The organism is Streptomyces sp. NPDC041940 (genome assembly GCF_055589465.1).
The window spans coordinates 782,779-800,548 of record NZ_JBVJBP010000001.1 but is presented as its reverse complement, the minus strand read 5'-3'; the positions used below and the strand labels follow the sequence as shown (position 1 = coordinate 800,548).

The window sequence follows — 17,770 nt, the reverse complement described above, 5'->3', positions numbered from 1 at the left end:
GCACCATGCGCTTCCTCCTCGATCCCGAGCAACGCGCCTTCGCCGCGTCGCTGGACGCCCTGCTCACTCACGCCGGCACACCGGCGGTCGTACGGGCCTGGAGCCGGGGTGACCATGCGAGCGGGCGGGCGCTGTGGTCCCGGGTCGCGGAGGCGGGGGTGTTCGCGCTGGCGGTCCCGGAGGCGTACGAGGGACTGGGCCCGCGCCCGGTCGAACTGGCCGTCGCGTTCGTGGAGCTGGGCCGCCACGCGGTACCGGGACCGCTGGTCGAGACGGTCACGGCGGCGGTACTCCTCACGGGAGCCGACCCGGGCTTCGCCAAGCGGCTGCTGCCGGCACTGGCGTCCGGCGGGACGATGGCGACGGTGGCCCCACCCGGCCCGGGCGCGCCACGGGGGCGGCTCCGCGGGCACGGACCGCGTGCGTCGCATGAACCTCACCAGCCGCCCCGGCCGCAGCCACCGCAGGGCCCGTACGCCCTGGACGGCGACGCGGCCGCCCTCCGGCTCGCCTGGGCACCCGAGGGCATACGCCTCTCCCCCGGTCACGGCCCCGTCCGCCCCTCCCTCGACCCGGCCCGTCGCCTCACGCCCCTCGCCCCCGGCGGCGAAGTCCTCGACACCGCCACGGACCTCGCCCTCGTCTGGGCCCGGCTCGCCACCGCCGCCCAGTCCCTCGGCGTGGGCCTCGCGCTGCTCGACAGAACCGTCGCGTACGTCAAGCAGCGCAGCCAGTTCGGGGTGCCGGTCGGCTCGTTCCAGGCGGTCGGACACCGGCTGGCCGACACGAAGATCGCCCTGGAGTTCGCGCGCCCGCTGGTGTTCGGCGCCGCGCTGACCATGCGTCCCGCCGCTGTCGCCGCCGCCAAGGTCGCCGCGTGCGAGGCGGCGTACGGCGCCGCGCGTACCGCGCTGCAGCTGCACGGCGCGATCGGCTACACGGCGGAGTGCGACCTGTCGCTGTGGCTGACCAAGGCCCGGGCCCTGCGCACCGCCTGGGGCGACCCCCAGGAGTGCCGGGCCCTGGTCGTCAGTGCGGCTGGTGATCGCCGCTGGTGATCTCCCGGTACTCCTCCACCGTCGGCTTCTCGATCCGCGCGTCGAGCCCGAACATGGCCTTCGCGAGCCGGGCGCGCAGCCGCTCGGACCGTTTGACCTTGCGGCGGACGCCTCCCGCGTCGACCTCCCGCCCGATCTCGTACGGCGGGTTCTGCTCGTGCTGGGTGAGGGTGAACAGCTCGCTCTGCGCGAGGGGCTCGTGCACCTCGATGTACTCGCCGTTCGGCAGCCGCTTGATCGTGCCCGTCTCCCTGCCGTGCAGCACCTTGGCGCGGTCGCGGCGCTGCAGGCCCATGCAGATCTTCTTCGTGACGATGAAGGCGACGACCGGCAGCACGAAGACGCCGATCCGCACGAACCAGGTGATCGCGTTGATGGACAGATGCAGATGGGTGGCCACGATGTCGTTGCCGCCGCCGATCAGCAGTACCGCGTACAGCGTCAGCCAGGCCACGCCCAGGCCGGTGCGCACGGGCGCGTTGCGCGGCCGGTCCAGGATGTGGTGCTCGCGTTTGTCGCCGGTGATCCAGGCCTCGATGAAGGGATAGAGGCCGAGGGCGAGCAGGATCAGCGGGAAGAGCGAGAAGGGGATGAACACGCCCAGGACGAGCGTGTGCCCCCAGAGGTTGATCTCCCATCCCGGCATCACCCGGATCAGGCCCTCGGAGAACCCGAGGTACCAGTCGGGCTGGGCGCCCGTGGTGACCAGGTCGGGGCGGTAGGGGCCGAACGCCCACACGGGGTTGATCTGGGCGACCGCGCCCATCACCGTCAGGACGCCGAAGACGAGGAAGAAGAAGCCGCCCGCCTTGGCCATGTAGACCGGCAGGAAGGGCATGCCGACGACCGACCGCTCCTTGCGTCCGGGGCCCGGGAACTGGGTGTGCTTGTGGTAGAAGACCAGGATCAGATGGGCGGCGACCAGGCCCAGCATGATCCCGGGCAGCAGCAGGATGTGGACGGGGTACAGCCGCGAGATGATGTCCTCGCCCGGGAACTCCCCGCCGAAGAGGAAGAACGACAGATACGTTCCGACGATCGGGATCGACAGGATCGCGCCCTGCGCGAAGCGGATGCCGGTGCCGGAGAGCAGGTCGTCGGGGAGCGAGTAGCCGGTCAGGCCGGTGATGATGCCGAGCATCAGCAGGGTCCAGCCGAAGACCCAGTTGAGCTCGCGCGGCTTGCGGAAGGCGCCCGTGAAGAACACCCGCATCATGTGCACCAGCATGCCGGTGATGAAGACCAGCGCCGCCCAGTGGTGGATCTGCCGGATCAGCAGCCCGCCGCGCACGTCGAAGCTGATGTCCAGGGTGGACTCGAAGGCCTTGCTCATCAGCACGCCGTTGAGCTCCGTGTAGGAGCCGTTGTAGACGACCTCCTGCATGCTCGGCTCGAAGAACAGGGTGAGGTAGACGCCCGTGAGGATCAGCACGATGAAGCTGTAGAGGGTGACCTCGCCCAGCATGAAGGACCAGTGGTCGGGGAAGACCTTGCGCATGTTGGCCTTGGCCAGCCCGTAGAGCCCGAGCCGTCCGTCCGCCCAGTCGGCGAGCTGCTCGCCCTTGCCGACGGGTGGTCTCCTGCGAGCGGAGTCCGTCCCGTACACCCGTCGTGCGCCGTCGTCGCCCATACGTCGTCGCCTCCCCGTCGGATCCTTCCCAGCGTGGCACGGCAGCGCGACGGTGCAAATGGGGCGTAAGGACGGATAGGCCAAGGAGACGAGCGGCTGACCGGGCCGGGCTCAGGCCGGTGGCACGATCCCCTGGTCCCGGGCGGCGGCCAGCCACCTCGGAAACTCGCCCACCAGCCGGTCGTACAGCTCGGCGTCCGGCACCCTCCGTGGATCCTCGCCCGCGTGGAAGAACCCGGCGTTGTCGACGATCCGCTTGCCCGGTACGGCGAGATCGTCCAGCTTGCGCAGGAAGTCGAACTGCTTGCTGTCCGGGTCGCCGAAGCCGATGAACTGCCAGAACAGCGGAAGCTTCGCCGCCTTGCACAGATACCGCTCGGCGGCGAGCTTGCTGATGGGGCCGCCGTCGGTCTGGAAGATCACGAGGGCGGGCTGCGTCGCCCCGCTGTCGAGGTAGTGGTCGATGACGGCGTCCATGGCCAGGTGGTAGCTGGTCTTGCCCATGTGCCCGAGCCCGGCCACGATCCGTTCGATCCGCCCCTGGTGGCCGGCCAGGGCGATCTCGGTCTCGGCGTCGACATCGGTGGAGAAGAACACGACGGGCACGGTGCCGTCGTCGTCCAGGTGCGCCGAGAGCCCGAGCACCCGGTCGGCGAGCGCCTGCACGGTGCCGTCCTTGTAGTACGGCCGCATCGAGCCGGAGTAGTCGACCACGAGGTAGACCGCGGCCCGCAGCCCGTCGAGGCCGTGTTTCGTGAGGGACACACCGGCGCTCTTGTAGAGGTTCACCAGCGCGGGAGCGGTCTCCTGGACCTTGCTCAGACTGATCGCGACCATGGCCCTCACCCTCTCACTCCTCGGTGACCACTCCGTCGCTCAGTTCCAGCACCCGGTCGGCCAGGCCGAGGAGTTGGGGGTCGTGAGTGGCGACGAGGGCCGTGACGCCCTCGCTGCGGACCACGGCCCGCAGCAGTTCCATCACCGCCAGGCCGGTCGCGGCGTCGAGCTGGCCGGTCGGCTCGTCGGCGAGCAGCAGGGCCGGGCGGTTGGCGAGGGCCCGGGCGATGGCGACCCGCTGCTGCTGCCCGCCGGAGAGCTCGGCGGGCCGCTGTGTCTCGTGGCCGGCGAGGCCCACCAGGGCCAGGAGCAGCGCCACCCGCTCCTCGCGTTCACGCGGCTCGGCCCGGCGCAGCCTGAGCGGCACGCCCACGTTCTCGGCGGCGGTGAGGATGGGGATCAGTCCGAAGGACTGGAAGACGAAACCGATCCGGTCGCGGCGCAGTTCCAGCAGCTCGCTCCCGCTCAGCGCCGACAGGTCGGTGCCGCCCACGACGACACGGCCGCTCCGCGGGGAGTCCAGGCCGCCGATCATATGGAGCAGGGTCGTCTTGCCGGAGCCCGAACGGCCTTTGAGAGCGACCAGTTCCCCGCGCCGGACGGCGAAGGAGGCCCCGCGCAGCGCGTGCACGGTCGCGGCGCCCGTGCCGTAGGAATGGTGCAGGTCCGCCACCCGCAGCATCGGCTCGTCGGACGCGTCGGCGGCGAGGGCGGCGCCGGACGCCGGGCTGCTGTTCTCGGTCATCACCGCATCCCATACGGAACCGGTCCGGATGGTCAAGAGTGGAACAACCCGTATTCGAACTCATGTGCCTGATCGGTAACTCCGTGATATGCATGCCGGGTTGGGGGAAATGCGGCTCGGCTCGGGTGGGGGAAGCGTGACCGGCTTACTGCTGCTGCGCCTGCGTGCGCATCGGCTGCTCCTCGTGGCTGCCCTGCTCGCCGTACTGCTGACCACCTCGGTGCTCGCCGCCCTCGCGGCCTTCTCGGGCTCCGTCGGGGACGCGGCGCTGCGCGGCGCCCTGGGCGGACGGGACGCGGCCTCCGCCTCCCTCCTCGTCGAGGCGGACGTGCCCCGGGAGCGGCGGGACGCGGCGCGGCGGGCGGTGGAACATGGGGCGCGTGAGGCGTTCGGCGGGCTGCCGGTGACCGTGCGGGCTCTGGAGCGGTCCGGTCCGTACGCGCTGCCCCGCTCCCTCCAGGACGCCGACGCGCGGGCCGGAACGCCCGACCTCACGCATCTCGCCGCCCTGGACCGGTCGCGGATCCGGATGGTCTCGGGCAGCCCGCCGGGCCCGGCCCCGGCGGAGCGCTCGGCCGCCGTGCCCGTCGCCCTGCCGGAGGCGGCGGCCGACCGGCTGAAGCTGCGGCCCGGGGCGCGCGTCACGCTCACCGACCGGCTGGGCGGCGAGCCGCTGCGGGTTCGGGTGACCGGCGTGTACCGGGCGGCCGACAGCTCCGATCCCTACTGGCAGGCGGACACCCTCGGCGGCCAGGGTGTGCGCACCGTCGCCTTCACCACCTATGGGCCGCTGCTGGCGGACGAGTCGGTGCTCGCCTCCGGCCGCACCTCCGAGGACGGCACCGGCTGGGTGGCGACGGCCGACTACCGGGCCCTGACCACCGACGGCATCGGCGCGCTCCGCGTGGCGATCGTCCGCGCCGCCGGGGCGCTGCGCGAGGACCCGGCGCTCGGGGGCGAGGCGGACGTGCGCACGGGGCTGCCCGAGGTGCTCGACGGGACCGGGCGGGCCCTGCTGGTGTCCCGGTCCACCCTGATGATCGTCTCGGTGCAGCTGGTGCTGCTCGCCGGGTACGCGCTGCTGCTGGTGGCCCGGCTGCTGGACAGCGAGCGGGCCGGCGAGACCGAACTGCTGCGGGCCCGGGGCGGATCGCGCCGCCGGATCGCCTCACTCGCCGCGCAGGAGGCGCTGCTGCTGGCGGTACCGGCCGCTGTGTGTGCCGCGCTGCTGTCCGGCCCGCTGGCCCGGCTGCTCGCCCGGTGGTCCTCGCTCGACCGGATCGGACTGCGGCTCGACACCGCCCCGGTGGGCCTGGTCTGGCTGGTCGCGGGCGGAGTGGCGGCGGCGTGCGCGCTGGCGGTCGTGGCGCCCGCGCTGGCGGCGACGGCGGGCACACCGGCGAGGCTGCGTCGGGTGCGGGCCGCGACATCGGCGGCTCCGGTGCGGGCCGGAGCCGATGTGGGGCTGCTGCTGATCGCGGGCCTGGCGTACTGGCAGCTCGACCGGCAGACCGACGCGACCGGCGGCGGGGTGCTGAGCCGGGACCGGGCCGGGGAGCTGGGCATCGATCCGCTGCTGGTCGCGGCGCCCGCGCTGGCGCTGCTGGCGGGCACCGTCCTGACGCTGCGTCTGCTGCCGCTCGCGGCCCGGCTCGCGGAACGGCGGTCCGCAGGCGGGCGCGGGCTGCCGACGGCTCTGGCGGGGTGGCAGTTCAGCCGGCGTCCGCTGCGCGGGGCGGGTCCGGTGCTCCTGCTGGTCATCGCCGTGGCGACCGGAATGCTGGCGATCGGGCACGGCGCGTCCTGGGACCGGTCGCAGGACGACCAGGCCGACTTCCGGGCGGGCGCCTCCGTACGGGTCCTCGACCAGCGGCCCGGCAGTCCGGGGCAGTCCGGTCTCTACACCGGGCTCCCCGGGGCCCGGGACACCGCCCCCGCGCACCGCACCACTCTGGCGCTCTCCGGCGGCCGCCAGGCGACCGCCCTCGCCCTGGACACCTCCCACGCCGGGCGGGGGATGCTGATGCGCGGCGATCTCGCCGACCAGCCCCCGGCGAAGCTGCTGCGGGCACTGGCCCCGCCCGCGCGGGAGGAGGACCGGGCGATACGGCTGCCCGACGGCACCCGGCGGCTCGCGCTCGACGTGCGGATCACCGACATGGCCGCCCGGAAGGGACGCTCTCCCTCCGCCCGCGCGCCCCAGCTCACCTCGGTCGTCGAGGACCGGTACGGCATCGGGTACCGGCTGGGCGCCGGGACCGTCCCGGTGGACGGCCGGGTCCACCGGGTCACGCTCGACCTGGACCGGACGGCGACGGGCCTGCGCGCCGCCCCCGCCGGGCCCTTGCGGCTGACCGGACTTCAGCTCGACGACACCTCTCCCGCCGGCGACGCCGAGAAGCACCGGTTCACCGTCGAACGGCTGCTCGCCACCGGCCGCGACGGCTCCGCCCGGACCGTGCCCGTGCCGGCCGGCACGGGCTGGCGGGGCGTGTGGTCGGTGACGGAGAACGGCGAAGTCGTCGACCGCTCGGCCGCGCGGCCCGCCGTGTCCGGGACGGCGCCGCTGACCGTGTCGTACGGCACCGGCTCCGGCGGCGTCGAGAGTTTCGGAACGCCGCCGGTCTACACCGTCCGGGTCGCCACCGCCGGGGCGAGGGCGCCGCGGGTCCTCGCCGCCGTCGCCACCCGGGACTTCCTGCGGGCGTCGGGGGCCGAGGCCGGGGACAGCATCGACGTACCGCTGTCCGGGGAACAGCTGCGGGTGCGGATCGCGGGGGTGGTCGAGGAGCTGCCGACCACCGCCACCGGCCTGGACGGAAAGGCCGTGGACGGCGGGGCCCTGCTGCTCGATCTGCGCGCCGTCGACGCCGTGCTGGCCCAGCGGGGCAGTGCGCCGCTCGACCCCACCGAGTGGTGGGTGAGCGCGGCCCCCGGCAAGGCCGCCGAGGTCGCCGCCGAGCTGCGGGCGCGCCCCGACCTCGAAGCGCGGCAGGTGCTGGTGCGGGACGAGACCGCCGCCGAGCTGCTGCGCGATCCGCTCGGCGCCGGGCCGCGCTCGGCGCTGACGGCCGTCGCGGTGGCCGCCGTGGCACTCGCCGCCGGGGGGTTCGCGGTGAGCGCCGCCGGGGCGCGCCGGGAGCGGTCGGCGGAGTTCGCGGTGCTGCGTGCCCTGGGCACGCCCCGCCGGGATCTCGCCCGGCTGGTGGCGACGGAGCAGAGCCTGCTCATCGGGGTCGGCCTGCTCGCCGGGCTCGGTCTGGGCACCGTCCTGACCCGGGCCGTCGTGCCGTTGATCGTGCTGACCTCCGGTGCCGCGCGGCCGGTCCCGTCCGTCCTCGTCGAACTCCCGCCGCATCGAGTGGCCCTGCTCCTCGCGGGAGTGGCCGCCCCGCTCCTGCTGATCACCGCCGCGTCGGCGCTGCGCCGTGCCGAGCCGGCGGTCGCGCTGCGCCATCAAGGGGAGGACTGAGATGCCGCCGAGGGAACACGCGCCCTGGGTGCGGACACGGATGCGGGCCGCGCCGGTGGCCACCGTCGCCTTCGGTGTGCTGGTGCTGGTCACGGCGTTCCTCGCGGCCGTCCTGCCCCGGGCCGTCGAGGCATATGAGACGGACGGGCTGCGCGCGGCGGTCGCCGGTGCCTCCCCCGAGTCCACCGTGCTGGAGCTGAAGGCGGTGCAGCCCGGTCTCGAACTTCCGGAGAAGGACCGTGCGGAGGAGGTCCTGCCGAAGGCGCTGAAGGCCGTCGACGGCGCGGCGCGGGCCCTGCTGCCCGCACCGCTGCGGGCGGACCCGGCCGAGTCGGCGTACGGGGTGCGGACCGCGAAGAGCCTGGAGGCACAGGAGGCGTCGCTGCCCCGGCCCGACGGGCTGCCGCCCCGCTTCACCCTGGCCACGCAGTCGGGGCTGGCCGGTCACGCCACCGTCCGGGAGGGCAGGCTGCCGGCCGCGAAGACACCGGTCACCGTGGACACCAGGGTGGTGGAAGGAGCCGTGACCGCCGAGACCGCACGCACGCTGCGACTGCGGACCGGCTCCACTCTCACCCTGGCCGACTTCCTGGACGGGCCGCTGACCGTACGGATCACCGGCATCGTCGAACCCCGGCACCCGCAGCGGAGTTACTGGTCCGCCGAGCCGGTCCTGCGCACACCTGGCCTGACCTCCACCGGCAGCCGTCCCCCGATGTACTACTGGGAGGCGGGCGTCCTGCTGGCGCCGGGGGCCGCGCCGGCGCTGCTCGGCGGGCAGGGCGAGCCGGAGAAGTACTGGCGGTTCGCGCCCGCGACCGGGCGGCTCACCGGGTCGGACACCTCGGCGCTCGTCGAGGCGGTCGCCTCCCTGGAGGACGGGCCCGGGCTGGTGCGGATGCGCGGGGCCGCCGGTCCGACGGCGCAGGTGTCCACCGGCCTGGAGCAGATCGCCGGCTCCTACACCCAGACCCTTGACGCGATCACGCCCGTGGTCGCCGTCGCGGCCTTCGGCATCGCCGCGGTCGCCGTGGTCGTCCTGGTGATGAGCGGTGGCCTGGCCGCCGCCCGCCGGGACGCCGAACTCGCGCTGCTGCGGGCCCGGGGCGGCTCCCTGCCCGGGATCGCCGGGCGGCTGCTGGCCGAGGCCGCGGTGCCGGCGGTGCCCGCGGCGGCGTGCGGTCTGCTGCTCGCGGTGCTCGTCGTGGACGAGGGCCGGCCGCTGCCCGCCGTCCTCGGGGCGGGCGCGGTGGCCCTGCTCGCCTGTGCCGTGCTGCCGGCGCGCGCGGTCGTGGCGCATCGCAGGCCGCGCGCGCACCAGGAGCGCGACGACCTCGCCCACGCCAGGCCGGGCGCGCGCCGCACGGTCGCCGAACTGACCCTGCTGGTGCTGGCCGTGGGCTCGGTGGCGGCGCTGCGCCGACGCGGTACGGAGACGACGGGCGACCTGCTGGTGAGCGCCGCCCCGGTGCTCATCGGGCTGGTCGCCGCGCTGGTCCTGGTACGGCTGTACCCGCTGCCCCTGCGGTGGGCCGCCGGCCCGGCCGGGCGGCTGCGCGGCGTGGTCGGGTTCCTGTCGCTGGCCCACGCGGGCCGCTCCCCGGCGGCGGTCGCCACGCTGCCGCTGCTGGCCCTGCTGACGGCCCTGACGACTGCCGCGTTCGGGGGGTCCGTGCTGTCGGGCGTGGCGGACGCCCGGGACCGGGCCGCGCTGCTGGAGACGGGCGCGGACGTACGGATCTCCACGACCGACGGCGGCCCGCTCCCGGCGGGGCTGGCACGGGCGGTGGGAGAGGTGGCGGGGGTGGGGCAGGTCGTGCCCGTCGGCGTCGGGTTCGCCTCGGAGCGCCCGTCCGACACGACGCGGTCGCTGACGGTGGTCGGGGCCGAGCCGGACTCCTACGCGGGGCTGGCCCGGCAGATGGGGCTCGGGGGGTTCGAGGCCGACCGGCTGCGGTCCGGGGGCGGGGTGCGGGACGCCGTCGCCTCCCCCGAGGTCGCCGAGCGGCTCGGGCGCGAGCCGCGCCGGATCGTGCTGCCGGGCGGAGCCGTCACGGTGCGGATCACCGCCGTGCGCGCCCGTACCCCGGCCGTCCCCGAGGGCGAGTTCCTGCTGGTCGACGCGGCGGGGCTGAAGGACTTCGGCCGCCCCACGGTCCTGCTGGCGGCCGGTGCCGGGCTGGACGCGAAGGCGCTGCGGGCGGCCGTGCGGGGCGCCGGGCCGGACCTCTCCGTGGAACTGCGCGGCGAGGCACGCGCGGCGCTGTCCGACTCGCCGTTGCAGTCGGGCGCGGAACGGATCTACGTCTGGGCCGTCGCGGGAAGCGCGGGGTACGCCCTGCTCGCCCTGGTGCTGGGGCTGCTGCGGTCGGCACCGGAACGGGCGGCGCTGCTGGCCCGGCTGCGCACCCTGGGCCTGACGGCCCGCCAGGGGCGGCGGCTGCTGGGCCTGGAGGCGCTGCCCCAGACGCTGCTCGCGGCCGGCGGGGGCATGGCCGTCGGCTGGGCCGCTGTGGTGCTGCTCGCCCCCGGTATCGACCTGGAGCGGCTCGCCCTGGCCGGCGCGTCCGGAGTCACGGCACCGGGGCGCGTCACGCTGCGGGCCGACGCTTGGGCGCTGGCCCTGCCCGCCGTCGGGGCGGTGCTGCCGGCGGGGGCGGTGGCCGTCGCGCAGGCCTGGTGGGCGGGCCGCCGGACACCGATCACTCACCTCAGGGCAGGAGACATGCGATGACCGGTACGACGGAGTCGCTCGCGGAACTGGAGCAACGGGCGACACGGCACCGCGACCGGCCCGCGTACGGGCACGACGCCCTGATCGCCTGCGACCGGCTGGTGCGGATCTTCGCCAAGCGCGGCGGCGGTGACGCCATGGAGGTGCAGGCGCTCCAGGGGCTCGATCTCCTGGTGCGGGAGGGCGAGTTGATGGCCCTGGTGGGGGCGTCCGGCAGCGGCAAGTCGACGTTGATGAACATCCTCGCGGGCCTGGACGTCCCGACCGCGGGCGCCGCGAGGGTCGCGGGCCGCGATCTGCTGGCGATGGACGCGAAGGCGCGGTTGCGGTACCGGCGCGAGGTGGTCGGCTTCGTCTGGCAGCAGACGGCACGCAATCTGCTGCCGTATCTGACGGCGGCGCAGAACGTCGCCCTGCCCATGCAACTGGCGGGCGGCTCGAAGAGGAAGCGCGCCGGACGGGCGGACGAGCTGCTGGCCATGCTCGGGGTCGCCGACTGCCGGGACCGGCGTCCGCACCAGATGTCCGGCGGTCAGCAGCAGCGCGTCGCGATCGCCGTCGGCCTGGCCAACTCCCCCGCCGTACTGCTCGCCGACGAGCCGACCGGCGAACTGGACTCGGCGACCGGCCAGCAGGTCTTCGCGGCGTTCCGCCGGGCCAACGAGGAGCTGGGCACGACGATCCTCATCGTCACGCACGACCAGGCCGTCGCGGGCGAGGTCCGCCGCACGGTCGCGATCCGCGACGGCCGCACCTCCACGGAGGTACTGCGCCGCACGGAGATCGACGAGGCGGGCGAGGAGTCCCTGGTGGCCCGCGAGTACGCGATGCTCGACCGCGCGGGCCGCCTCCAGTTGCCGGACGAGTACACGACGGCACTGGGCATGGCGGACCGGGTGCTGCTGGAACTGGAGGAGGACCACATCCAGGTGTGGCCGGACGGGAACGGCTGAGAACGTGCGACAGCGCCTGCCCGTTCGTCCGGTCGGGGACAAGGGGCAGGCGCCATCTGTGTTCCGTACGCCTTTGTACGGGACGTTCTGGGGAGTGCGCGTCAGACCATCAGCGCACGGTCCGTCGGGCGGATCGGAGCCGGCAGCTCGCTGGCGCCCGCGAGGCGGCGATCCACCCCGCGTGCGGCCGAGCGGCCCTCCGCGATCGCCCACACGATGAGGGACTGGCCGCGGCCCGCGTCACCGGCGACGAACACGCCGGGCACGTTGGTCTGGAAGTCGGCGTCGCGGGCGATGTTGCCCCGCTCGTCGAGGTCCAGGCCGAACTGGTCGACCAGGCCGTTGTCGCGGTCGGTGCCGGTGAAGCCCATGGCGAGGGTGACCAGCTGGGCGGGGATCTTGCGCTCGCTGCCCGGCTTCGGGGTCAGCTTGCCGTCGATGAACTCCACCTCGGTGAGGTGCAGCCACTGGACGTTGCCGTCCTCGTCGCCCTCGAAGTGGGTCGTCGAGACGGAGTAGACCCGCTCGCCGCCCTCCTCGTGCGCGGAGGTGACCTTGTACAGCATGGGGAAGGTCGGCCACGGCTGGGAGGCCGCGTTCCGCTCCTCGCCCGGACGGGGCATGATCTCCAGCTGCGTGACGGAGGCCGCGCCCTGGCGGTGGGCGGTGCCCACGCAGTCCGCGCCGGTGTCGCCGCCGCCGATGACCACGACGTGCTTGCCCTCGGCCGTGATGGGGGGCGCCACGAAGTCGCCCTCCTGGACCTTGTTGGACAGGGGCAGGTACTCCATGGCCTGGTAGATGCCCTGGAGCTCGCGGCCGGGCACCGGCAGATCACGGGCCGTGGTCGCGCCGACGGCCAGGACCACCGCGTCGTACCTCTTCTTGAGGTCCGTCGCCTTCAGGTCGCGGCCGATCTCGATGCCCGTACGGAAGCGGGTGCCCTCCGCGCGCATCTGCTCGATACGGCGGTTGATGTGCCGCTTCTCCATCTTGAACTCGGGGATGCCGTAGCGGAGGAGGCCTCCGATGCGGTCCGCGCGCTCGTAGACGGCGACCGTGTGGCCGGCCCGGGTGAGCTGCTGGGCGGCGGCCAGACCGGCCGGGCCCGAGCCGACGACCGCGACCGTCTTGCCGGACAGGCGCTCCGGGATCTGCGGGGCGACGTCCCCGGTCTCCCACGCCTTGTCGATGATCGAGACCTCGACGTTCTTGATGGTGACGGCCGGCTGGTTGATGCCGAGCACACACGCCGACTCGCAGGGAGCGGGGCACAGCCGGCCCGTGAACTCCGGGAAGTTGTTCGTCGCGTGCAGCCGCTCCGAGGCGGCGGCCCAGTCCTCGCGGTAGGCGTAGTCGTTCCACTCGGGGATGAGGTTCCCCAGCGGACAGCCGTTGTGGCAGAACGGGATGCCGCAGTCCATGCAGCGGCTGGCCTGCTTGCTGATGATGGGCAGCAGGGAGCCGGGGACGTAGACCTCGTTCCAGTCCTTGAGGCGCTCCTCGACCGGACGGGACTTGGCGACCTCGCGGCCGTGGTTCAGAAAGCCCTTCGGGTCAGCCATTGATCGCCGCCTCCATCATCTTCTCGTGGGTCTCGGTCTCGGAGAGACCGGCTCGCTCGGCGGCGTCCTTGGCGGCGAGCACTGCCTTGTACGTGCTGGGGATGATCCTGCTGAAGCGCTCGACGGCGGTGTCCCACTCGGCCAGGAGCTTCTCGGCGACGGTCGAGCCCGTCTCCTCCTGGTGGCGGCGGACCACGTCGTGCAGCCACTGCTTGTCGGTGTCGTCCAGCGGCTCCACGGCGTCCACGTTGCCGACGTTGACGTTGTCGCGGTCCAGGTCGATGACGTACGCGATACCGCCGGACATGCCGGCCGCGAAGTTGCGGCCCGTCTCGCCGAGCACCACCGCGTGACCGCCGGTCATGTACTCGCAGCCGTGGTCGCCCACGCCCTCGGAGACGACCGTGGCGCCGGAGTTGCGGACGCAGAACCGCTCGCCGGTGCGACCGCGCAGGAACAGCTCGCCGCCGGTCGCGCCGTAGGCGATGGTGTTGCCCGCGATCGTCGAGTACTCGGCGAGGTGGTCGGCGCCCCGGTCCGGACGGACGATCACCCGGCCTCCGGAGAGGCCCTTGCCGACGTAGTCGTTGGCGTCGCCCTCCAGGCGCAGCGTGACACCGCGCGGCACGAACGCGCCGAAGGACTGGCCGGCGGAGCCGGTGAAGGTGATGTCGACGGTGTCCTCGGGCAGGCCCGCACCGCCGAACTTCTTCGTCACCTCGTGGCCGAGCATGGTGCCGACCGTGCGGTTGATGTTGCGGATCTGCACCTGGGCGCGGACCGGCTGGGCCTCGGTGGCGTCCGAGGCGGACAGGGCGTCGGCGGCCAGCTTGATCAGCTGGTTGTCGAGCGCCTTCTCCAGACCGTGGTCCTGGGCGATCAGCTGGTGGCGGACCGCGCCCTCGGGCAGCTCGGGCACGTGGAACAGCGGCTCCAGGTCCAGGCCCTGTGCCTTCCAGTGGTCGACCGCGCGGGTGACGTCGAGGGCCTCGGCGTGGCCGACGGCCTCCTCGATGGAGCGGAAGCCCAGCTCGGCGAGGATCTCGCGGACCTCTTCGGCGATGTACTTGAAGAAGTTCACGACGTACTCGGCCTTGCCGGAGTAGCGCTCGCGCAGCGTCGGGTTCTGGGTGGCGATGCCGACCGGGCAGGTGTCCAGGTGGCAGACGCGCATCATGACGCAGCCGGAGACGACGAGCGGCGCGGTCGCGAAACCGAACTCCTCGGCGCCGAGCAGCGCGGCGATGACCACGTCACGGCCGGTCTTGAGCTGGCCGTCGGTCTGCACGACGATGCGGTCGCGCAGGCCGTTGAGCAGCAGCGTCTGCTGGGTCTCGGCGAGGCCGAGCTCCCAGGGACCGCCGGCGTGCTTGAGCGACGTCAGCGGCGAGGCACCCGTACCACCGTCGTGGCCGGAGATCAGGACGACGTCCGCGTGCGCCTTGGAGACACCCGCGGCGACCGTGCCGACGCCGACCTCCGAGACCAGCTTGACGTGAATCCGCGCCTGCGGGTTCGCGTTCTTCAGGTCGTGGATCAGCTGGGCCAGGTCCTCGATGGAGTAGATGTCGTGGTGCGGCGGCGGCGAGATGAGGCCGACGCCCGGCGTCGAGTGACGCGTCTTGGCGACCCACGGGTAGACCTTGTGGCCGGGCAGCTGGCCGCCCTCGCCGGGCTTGGCGCCCTGGGCCATCTTGATCTGGATGTCGTCCGCGTTGACCAGGTACTCGGAGGTCACACCGAAGCGGCCGGAGGCGACCTGCTTGATGGACGACCGGCGGGCCGGGTCGTACAGGCGCTCCGGGTCCTCGCCGCCCTCACCGGTGTTGGACTTGCCGCCCAGCTGGTTCATGGCGATGGCGAGGGTCTCGTGCGCCTCCTGAGAGATGGAGCCGTACGACATGGCGCCCGTCGAGAACCGCTTGACGATCTCGGAGACCGGCTCGACCTCGTCGATGGAGATCGGCTCGCGGCCCGTCTTGAAGCCGAAGAGACCGCGCAGCGTCATCAGCCGCTCGGACTGCTCGTTCACGCGCTCGGTGTACTTCTTGAAGATGTCGTAGCGGCCGGCGCGCGTGGAGTGCTGGAGGCGGAAGACCGTGTCCGGGTCGAACAGGTGCGGCTCGCCCTCGCGGCGCCACTGGTACTCGCCGCCTATCTCCAGGGCGCGGTGCGCCGGGGCGATGCCGGAGGCCGGGTAGGCCTTGGCGTGGCGGGCGGCGACCTCCTTGGCGATGACGTCGATGCCGACGCCGCCGATCTTGGTGGCCGTGCCGTTGAAGTACTTCTCGACGAAGGCCTCGTCCAGGCCGACGCCCTCGAAGACCTGGGCGCCGCGGTAGGAGGCGACGGTCGAGATGCCCATCTTGGACATGACCTTCAGCACGCCCTTGCCGAGGGCGTAGATGAGGTTGCGGATGGCCTGCTCGACCTCGATGCCGGGCAGGAAGGTGCCGGCCCGGACCAGGTCCTCGACGGACTCCATCGCCAGGTACGGGTTGACGGCGGCGGCGCCGTAGCCGATGAGCAGGGCGACGTGGTGGACCTCGCGGACGTCGCCGGCCTCGACCAGCAGGCCCACCTGGGTGCGCTGCTTGGTGCGGATGAGGTGGTGGTGGACGGCCGCGGTGAGCAGCAGCGACGGGATCGGCGCGTGCTCGGCGTCCGAGTGGCGGTCCGACAGGACGATCAGCCGGGCGCCGTTCTCTATCGCGGCGTCGGCCTCGGCGCAGATCTCGTCGATGCGCGCGGCCAGCGTGTCACCGCCGCCGTGCACCCGGTACAGGCCGGACAGCGTCGCGGCCTTGAAGCCGGGCATGTCGCCGTCGGCGTTGATGTGGATGAGCTTGGCCAGCTCGTCGTTGTCGATGACCGGGAAGGGCAGCAGGACGCTGCGGCAGGAGGCCGCGTTGGGGTCGAGCAGGTTGCCCTGCGGGCCCAGCGCGGAGCGCAGCGAGGTGACGAGCTCCTCGCGGATCGCGTCCAGCGGCGGGTTGGTGACCTGTGCGAAGAGCTGGGTGAAGTAGTCGAAGAGCAGCCGCGGGCGGTCCGAGAGCGCCGCGATCGGCGAGTCGGTGCCCATCGAGCCGATCGGCTCGGCACCGGCCTTGGCCATCGGCGCGACGAGGACGCGCAGCTCCTCCTCGGTGTAGCCGAAGGTCTGCTGGCGGCGGGTGACCGAGGCGTGGGTGTGGACGATGTGCTCGCGCTCGGGCAGGTCGCCCAGCTCGATCTCGCCGGCTTCCAGCCACTCCGCGTACGGGTTCTCGGCGGCGAGCTCGGCCTTGATCTCGTCGTCCTCGATGATGCGGTGCTCGGCGGTGTCGACGAGGAACATCCGGCCGGGCTGGAGGCGGCCCTTGCGGACGACCTTGGCCGGGTCGATGTCCAGGACGCCGACCTCGGAGCCGAGGACGACGAGGCCGTCGTCGGTGACCCAGTAGCGGCCGGGGCGCAGGCCGTTGCGGTCGAGCACGGCGCCGACCTGGACGCCGTCGGTGAAGGTGACACAGGCCGGGCCGTCCCAGGGCTCCATCATCGTGGAGTGGTACTGGTAGAAGGCGCGCCGGGCCGGGTCCATGGAGTCGTGGTTCTCCCACGCCTCCGGGATCATCATCAGCACGGAGTGCGGCAGGGAACGGCCGCCCAGGTGCAGGAGCTCGAGGACCTCGTCGAAGGAGGCGGAGTCGGAGGCGTCCGGCGTACAGACCGGGAAGATCCGCTCTATGGCCTTGTCGTCGGAGCCGAACAGCTCGGAGCCGAGCTGCGACTCGCGGGCCACCATCCAGTTGCGGTTGCCCTTGACGGTGTTGATCTCACCGTTGTGCGCGACGAACCGGTAGGGGTGGGCCAGCGGCCACGACGGGAACGTGTTCGTCGAGAACCGGGAGTGCACGAGCGCGACCGCGGAGGCGAAGCGGCGGTCGGACAGGTCCGGGAAGAAGGGCTCCAGCTGGCCGGTGGTCAGCATGCCCTTGTAGACGATGGTCCGCGCGGACAGCGACGGGAAGTACACGCCGGCCTCGCGCTCGGCGCGCTTGCGCAGCACGAACGCCTTGCGGTCGAGGGCGATGCCCTCCGAAGCGCCGTCGGCGACGAAGATCTGGCGGAAGACCGGCATGGTCGACCGGGCGGTGGCACCCAGGAGCTGGGGAGCGACCGGCACCTCGCGCCAGCCGAGCACGGTGAGGCCCTCTTCGGACGCGATCGTCTCGATCTTCGAGACGGCGTCGGCGGTGGAGTCCTCCGGCAGGAAGGCGATACCGACGGCGTAGCCGCCGGCCTCGGGCAGCTCGAATCCGGCCACGTCACGGAAGAAGGCGTCCGGGACCTGCGACAGGATGCCGGCGCCGTCGCCGGAGTCGGGCTCGGAGCCGGTGGCACCGCGGTGTTCGAGGTTGCGCAGGACGGTCAGAGCCTGCTCGACCAGCGTGTGGGACGCCTCGCCTGTGAGGGTGGCGACGAAGCCGACGCCGCAGGCGTCGTGCTCGTTGCGGGGGTCGTACATACCCTGCGCAGCAGGGCGAGCATCCATGAACGACCAGTTCTGGCCATTCGCGGAGTGCTGGGACGGCTGGCGCGGCGTACGCATCGGCTCTCCCGTCGTCGTCATGTGGCATATGCAAGGTGCCGAGGGACGACGTTGGCCCTCTGCGTGATCGCAAAATTTCGTGCAGGTTACATGATGGAGTGGTTCTCGGAAAGCAAGATAATCCGTTCCAGCATGCGGACACCGACGGTTCACGGCGGGGGTACCGCGCCGACGGTGGAAGCTAT

Annotated in this window: 9 protein-coding genes; 4 read left to right on the top strand and 5 right to left on the bottom strand. The window is 73.0% G+C overall.

Features of this window, described 5'->3' with window-relative positions; all coding sequences use genetic code 11:
- Positions 1-5 precede the first annotated feature (5 nt).
- Positions 6-1,058, top strand: coding sequence for an acyl-CoA dehydrogenase family protein (locus tag ACZ6I3_RS03445; RefSeq protein ID WP_469411252.1), 1,053 nt, complete (start codon positions 6-8; stop codon positions 1,056-1,058).
- Here ACZ6I3_RS03445 and qcrB read toward each other — a convergent pair.
- The 3 genes from qcrB to ACZ6I3_RS03430 all read right to left on the bottom strand — a co-directional run bounded on the left by qcrB (position 1,030) and on the right by ACZ6I3_RS03430 (position 4,270).
- The gene (gene qcrB, locus ACZ6I3_RS03440; protein WP_469411250.1) at positions 1,030-2,688 is read right to left on the bottom strand and encodes a cytochrome bc1 complex cytochrome b subunit; all 1,659 of its coding nucleotides are present in this window, start codon (positions 2,686-2,688) and stop codon (positions 1,030-1,032) included. The two genes, ACZ6I3_RS03445 and qcrB, sit on opposite strands and share 29 nt — an antisense overlap.
- A 111-nt stretch (positions 2,689-2,799) precedes the next feature.
- Positions 2,800-3,525, bottom strand: a complete 726-nt coding sequence (locus ACZ6I3_RS03435; protein ID WP_469411248.1) for a vWA domain-containing protein — start codon at positions 3,523-3,525, stop codon at positions 2,800-2,802.
- A gap of 13 nt (positions 3,526-3,538) precedes the next feature.
- Entirely contained in the window at positions 3,539-4,270 is a 732-nt protein-coding gene (locus ACZ6I3_RS03430) for an ABC transporter ATP-binding protein (RefSeq protein WP_469411246.1), read from the bottom strand.
- 136 nt (positions 4,271-4,406) lie between these two features.
- On the opposite strand from ACZ6I3_RS03430, the gene ACZ6I3_RS03425 reads away from it, so the two are divergent.
- From ACZ6I3_RS03425 to ACZ6I3_RS03415, 3 genes are read left to right on the top strand one after another with little or no spacing between them, the layout of a single operon-like run.
- The gene (locus ACZ6I3_RS03425; RefSeq protein ID WP_469411244.1) at positions 4,407-7,742 is read left to right on the top strand and encodes an FtsX-like permease family protein; all 3,336 of its coding nucleotides are present in this window, start codon (positions 4,407-4,409) and stop codon (positions 7,740-7,742) included.
- A 1-nt stretch (position 7,743) separates the two neighbouring features.
- Positions 7,744-10,476, top strand: coding sequence for an ABC transporter permease (locus ACZ6I3_RS03420; RefSeq protein ID WP_469411242.1), 2,733 nt, complete (start codon positions 7,744-7,746; stop codon positions 10,474-10,476).
- Positions 10,473-11,429 carry an ABC transporter ATP-binding protein gene (locus ACZ6I3_RS03415; protein WP_469411240.1) on the top strand — a complete coding sequence of 319 codons (957 nt, stop codon included), beginning with the start codon at positions 10,473-10,475 and terminating at the stop codon, positions 11,427-11,429. Before ACZ6I3_RS03420 ends, ACZ6I3_RS03415 begins: the two co-directional genes overlap by 4 nt.
- Before the next feature lie 101 nt (positions 11,430-11,530).
- On the opposite strand, the gene ACZ6I3_RS03410 is transcribed toward ACZ6I3_RS03415, so the two are convergent.
- Both ACZ6I3_RS03410 and gltB read right to left on the bottom strand, forming a co-directional pair.
- Positions 11,531-12,994 carry a glutamate synthase subunit beta gene (locus ACZ6I3_RS03410; RefSeq protein ID WP_469411238.1) on the bottom strand — a complete coding sequence of 488 codons (1,464 nt, stop codon included), beginning with the start codon at positions 12,992-12,994 and terminating at the stop codon, positions 11,531-11,533.
- On the bottom strand, positions 12,987-17,585 hold the full coding sequence (gene gltB / locus ACZ6I3_RS03405) for a glutamate synthase large subunit (protein WP_469411683.1): 4,599 nt from the start codon (positions 17,583-17,585) through the stop codon (positions 12,987-12,989). The genes ACZ6I3_RS03410 and gltB overlap by 8 nt, the downstream gene beginning before the upstream one ends.
- Positions 17,586-17,770: the final 185 nt, after the last annotated feature.

What these genes read in the sequence shown, in the direction of transcription:
- ACZ6I3_RS03430 (WP_469411246.1), bottom strand. Translation starts at nt 4,270, where the DNA reads ATGACCGAGAACAGCAGCCCGGCGTCCGGCGCCGCCCTCGCCGCCGAC.
- gltB (WP_469411683.1), bottom strand. Translation starts at nt 17,585, where the DNA reads ATGCGTACGCCGCGCCAGCCGTCCCAGCACTCCGCGAATGGCCAGAAC.
- ACZ6I3_RS03420 (WP_469411242.1), top strand. Translation starts at nt 7,744, where the DNA reads ATGCCGCCGAGGGAACACGCGCCCTGGGTGCGGACACGGATGCGGGCC.
- qcrB (WP_469411250.1), bottom strand. Translation starts at nt 2,688, where the DNA reads ATGGGCGACGACGGCGCACGACGGGTGTACGGGACGGACTCCGCTCGC.
- ACZ6I3_RS03435 (WP_469411248.1), bottom strand. Translation starts at nt 3,525, where the DNA reads ATGGTCGCGATCAGTCTGAGCAAGGTCCAGGAGACCGCTCCCGCGCTG.
- ACZ6I3_RS03415 (WP_469411240.1), top strand. Translation starts at nt 10,473, where the DNA reads ATGACCGGTACGACGGAGTCGCTCGCGGAACTGGAGCAACGGGCGACA.
- ACZ6I3_RS03445 (WP_469411252.1), top strand. Translation starts at nt 6, where the DNA reads ATGCGCTTCCTCCTCGATCCCGAGCAACGCGCCTTCGCCGCGTCGCTG.
- ACZ6I3_RS03410 (WP_469411238.1), bottom strand. Translation starts at nt 12,994, where the DNA reads ATGGCTGACCCGAAGGGCTTTCTGAACCACGGCCGCGAGGTCGCCAAG.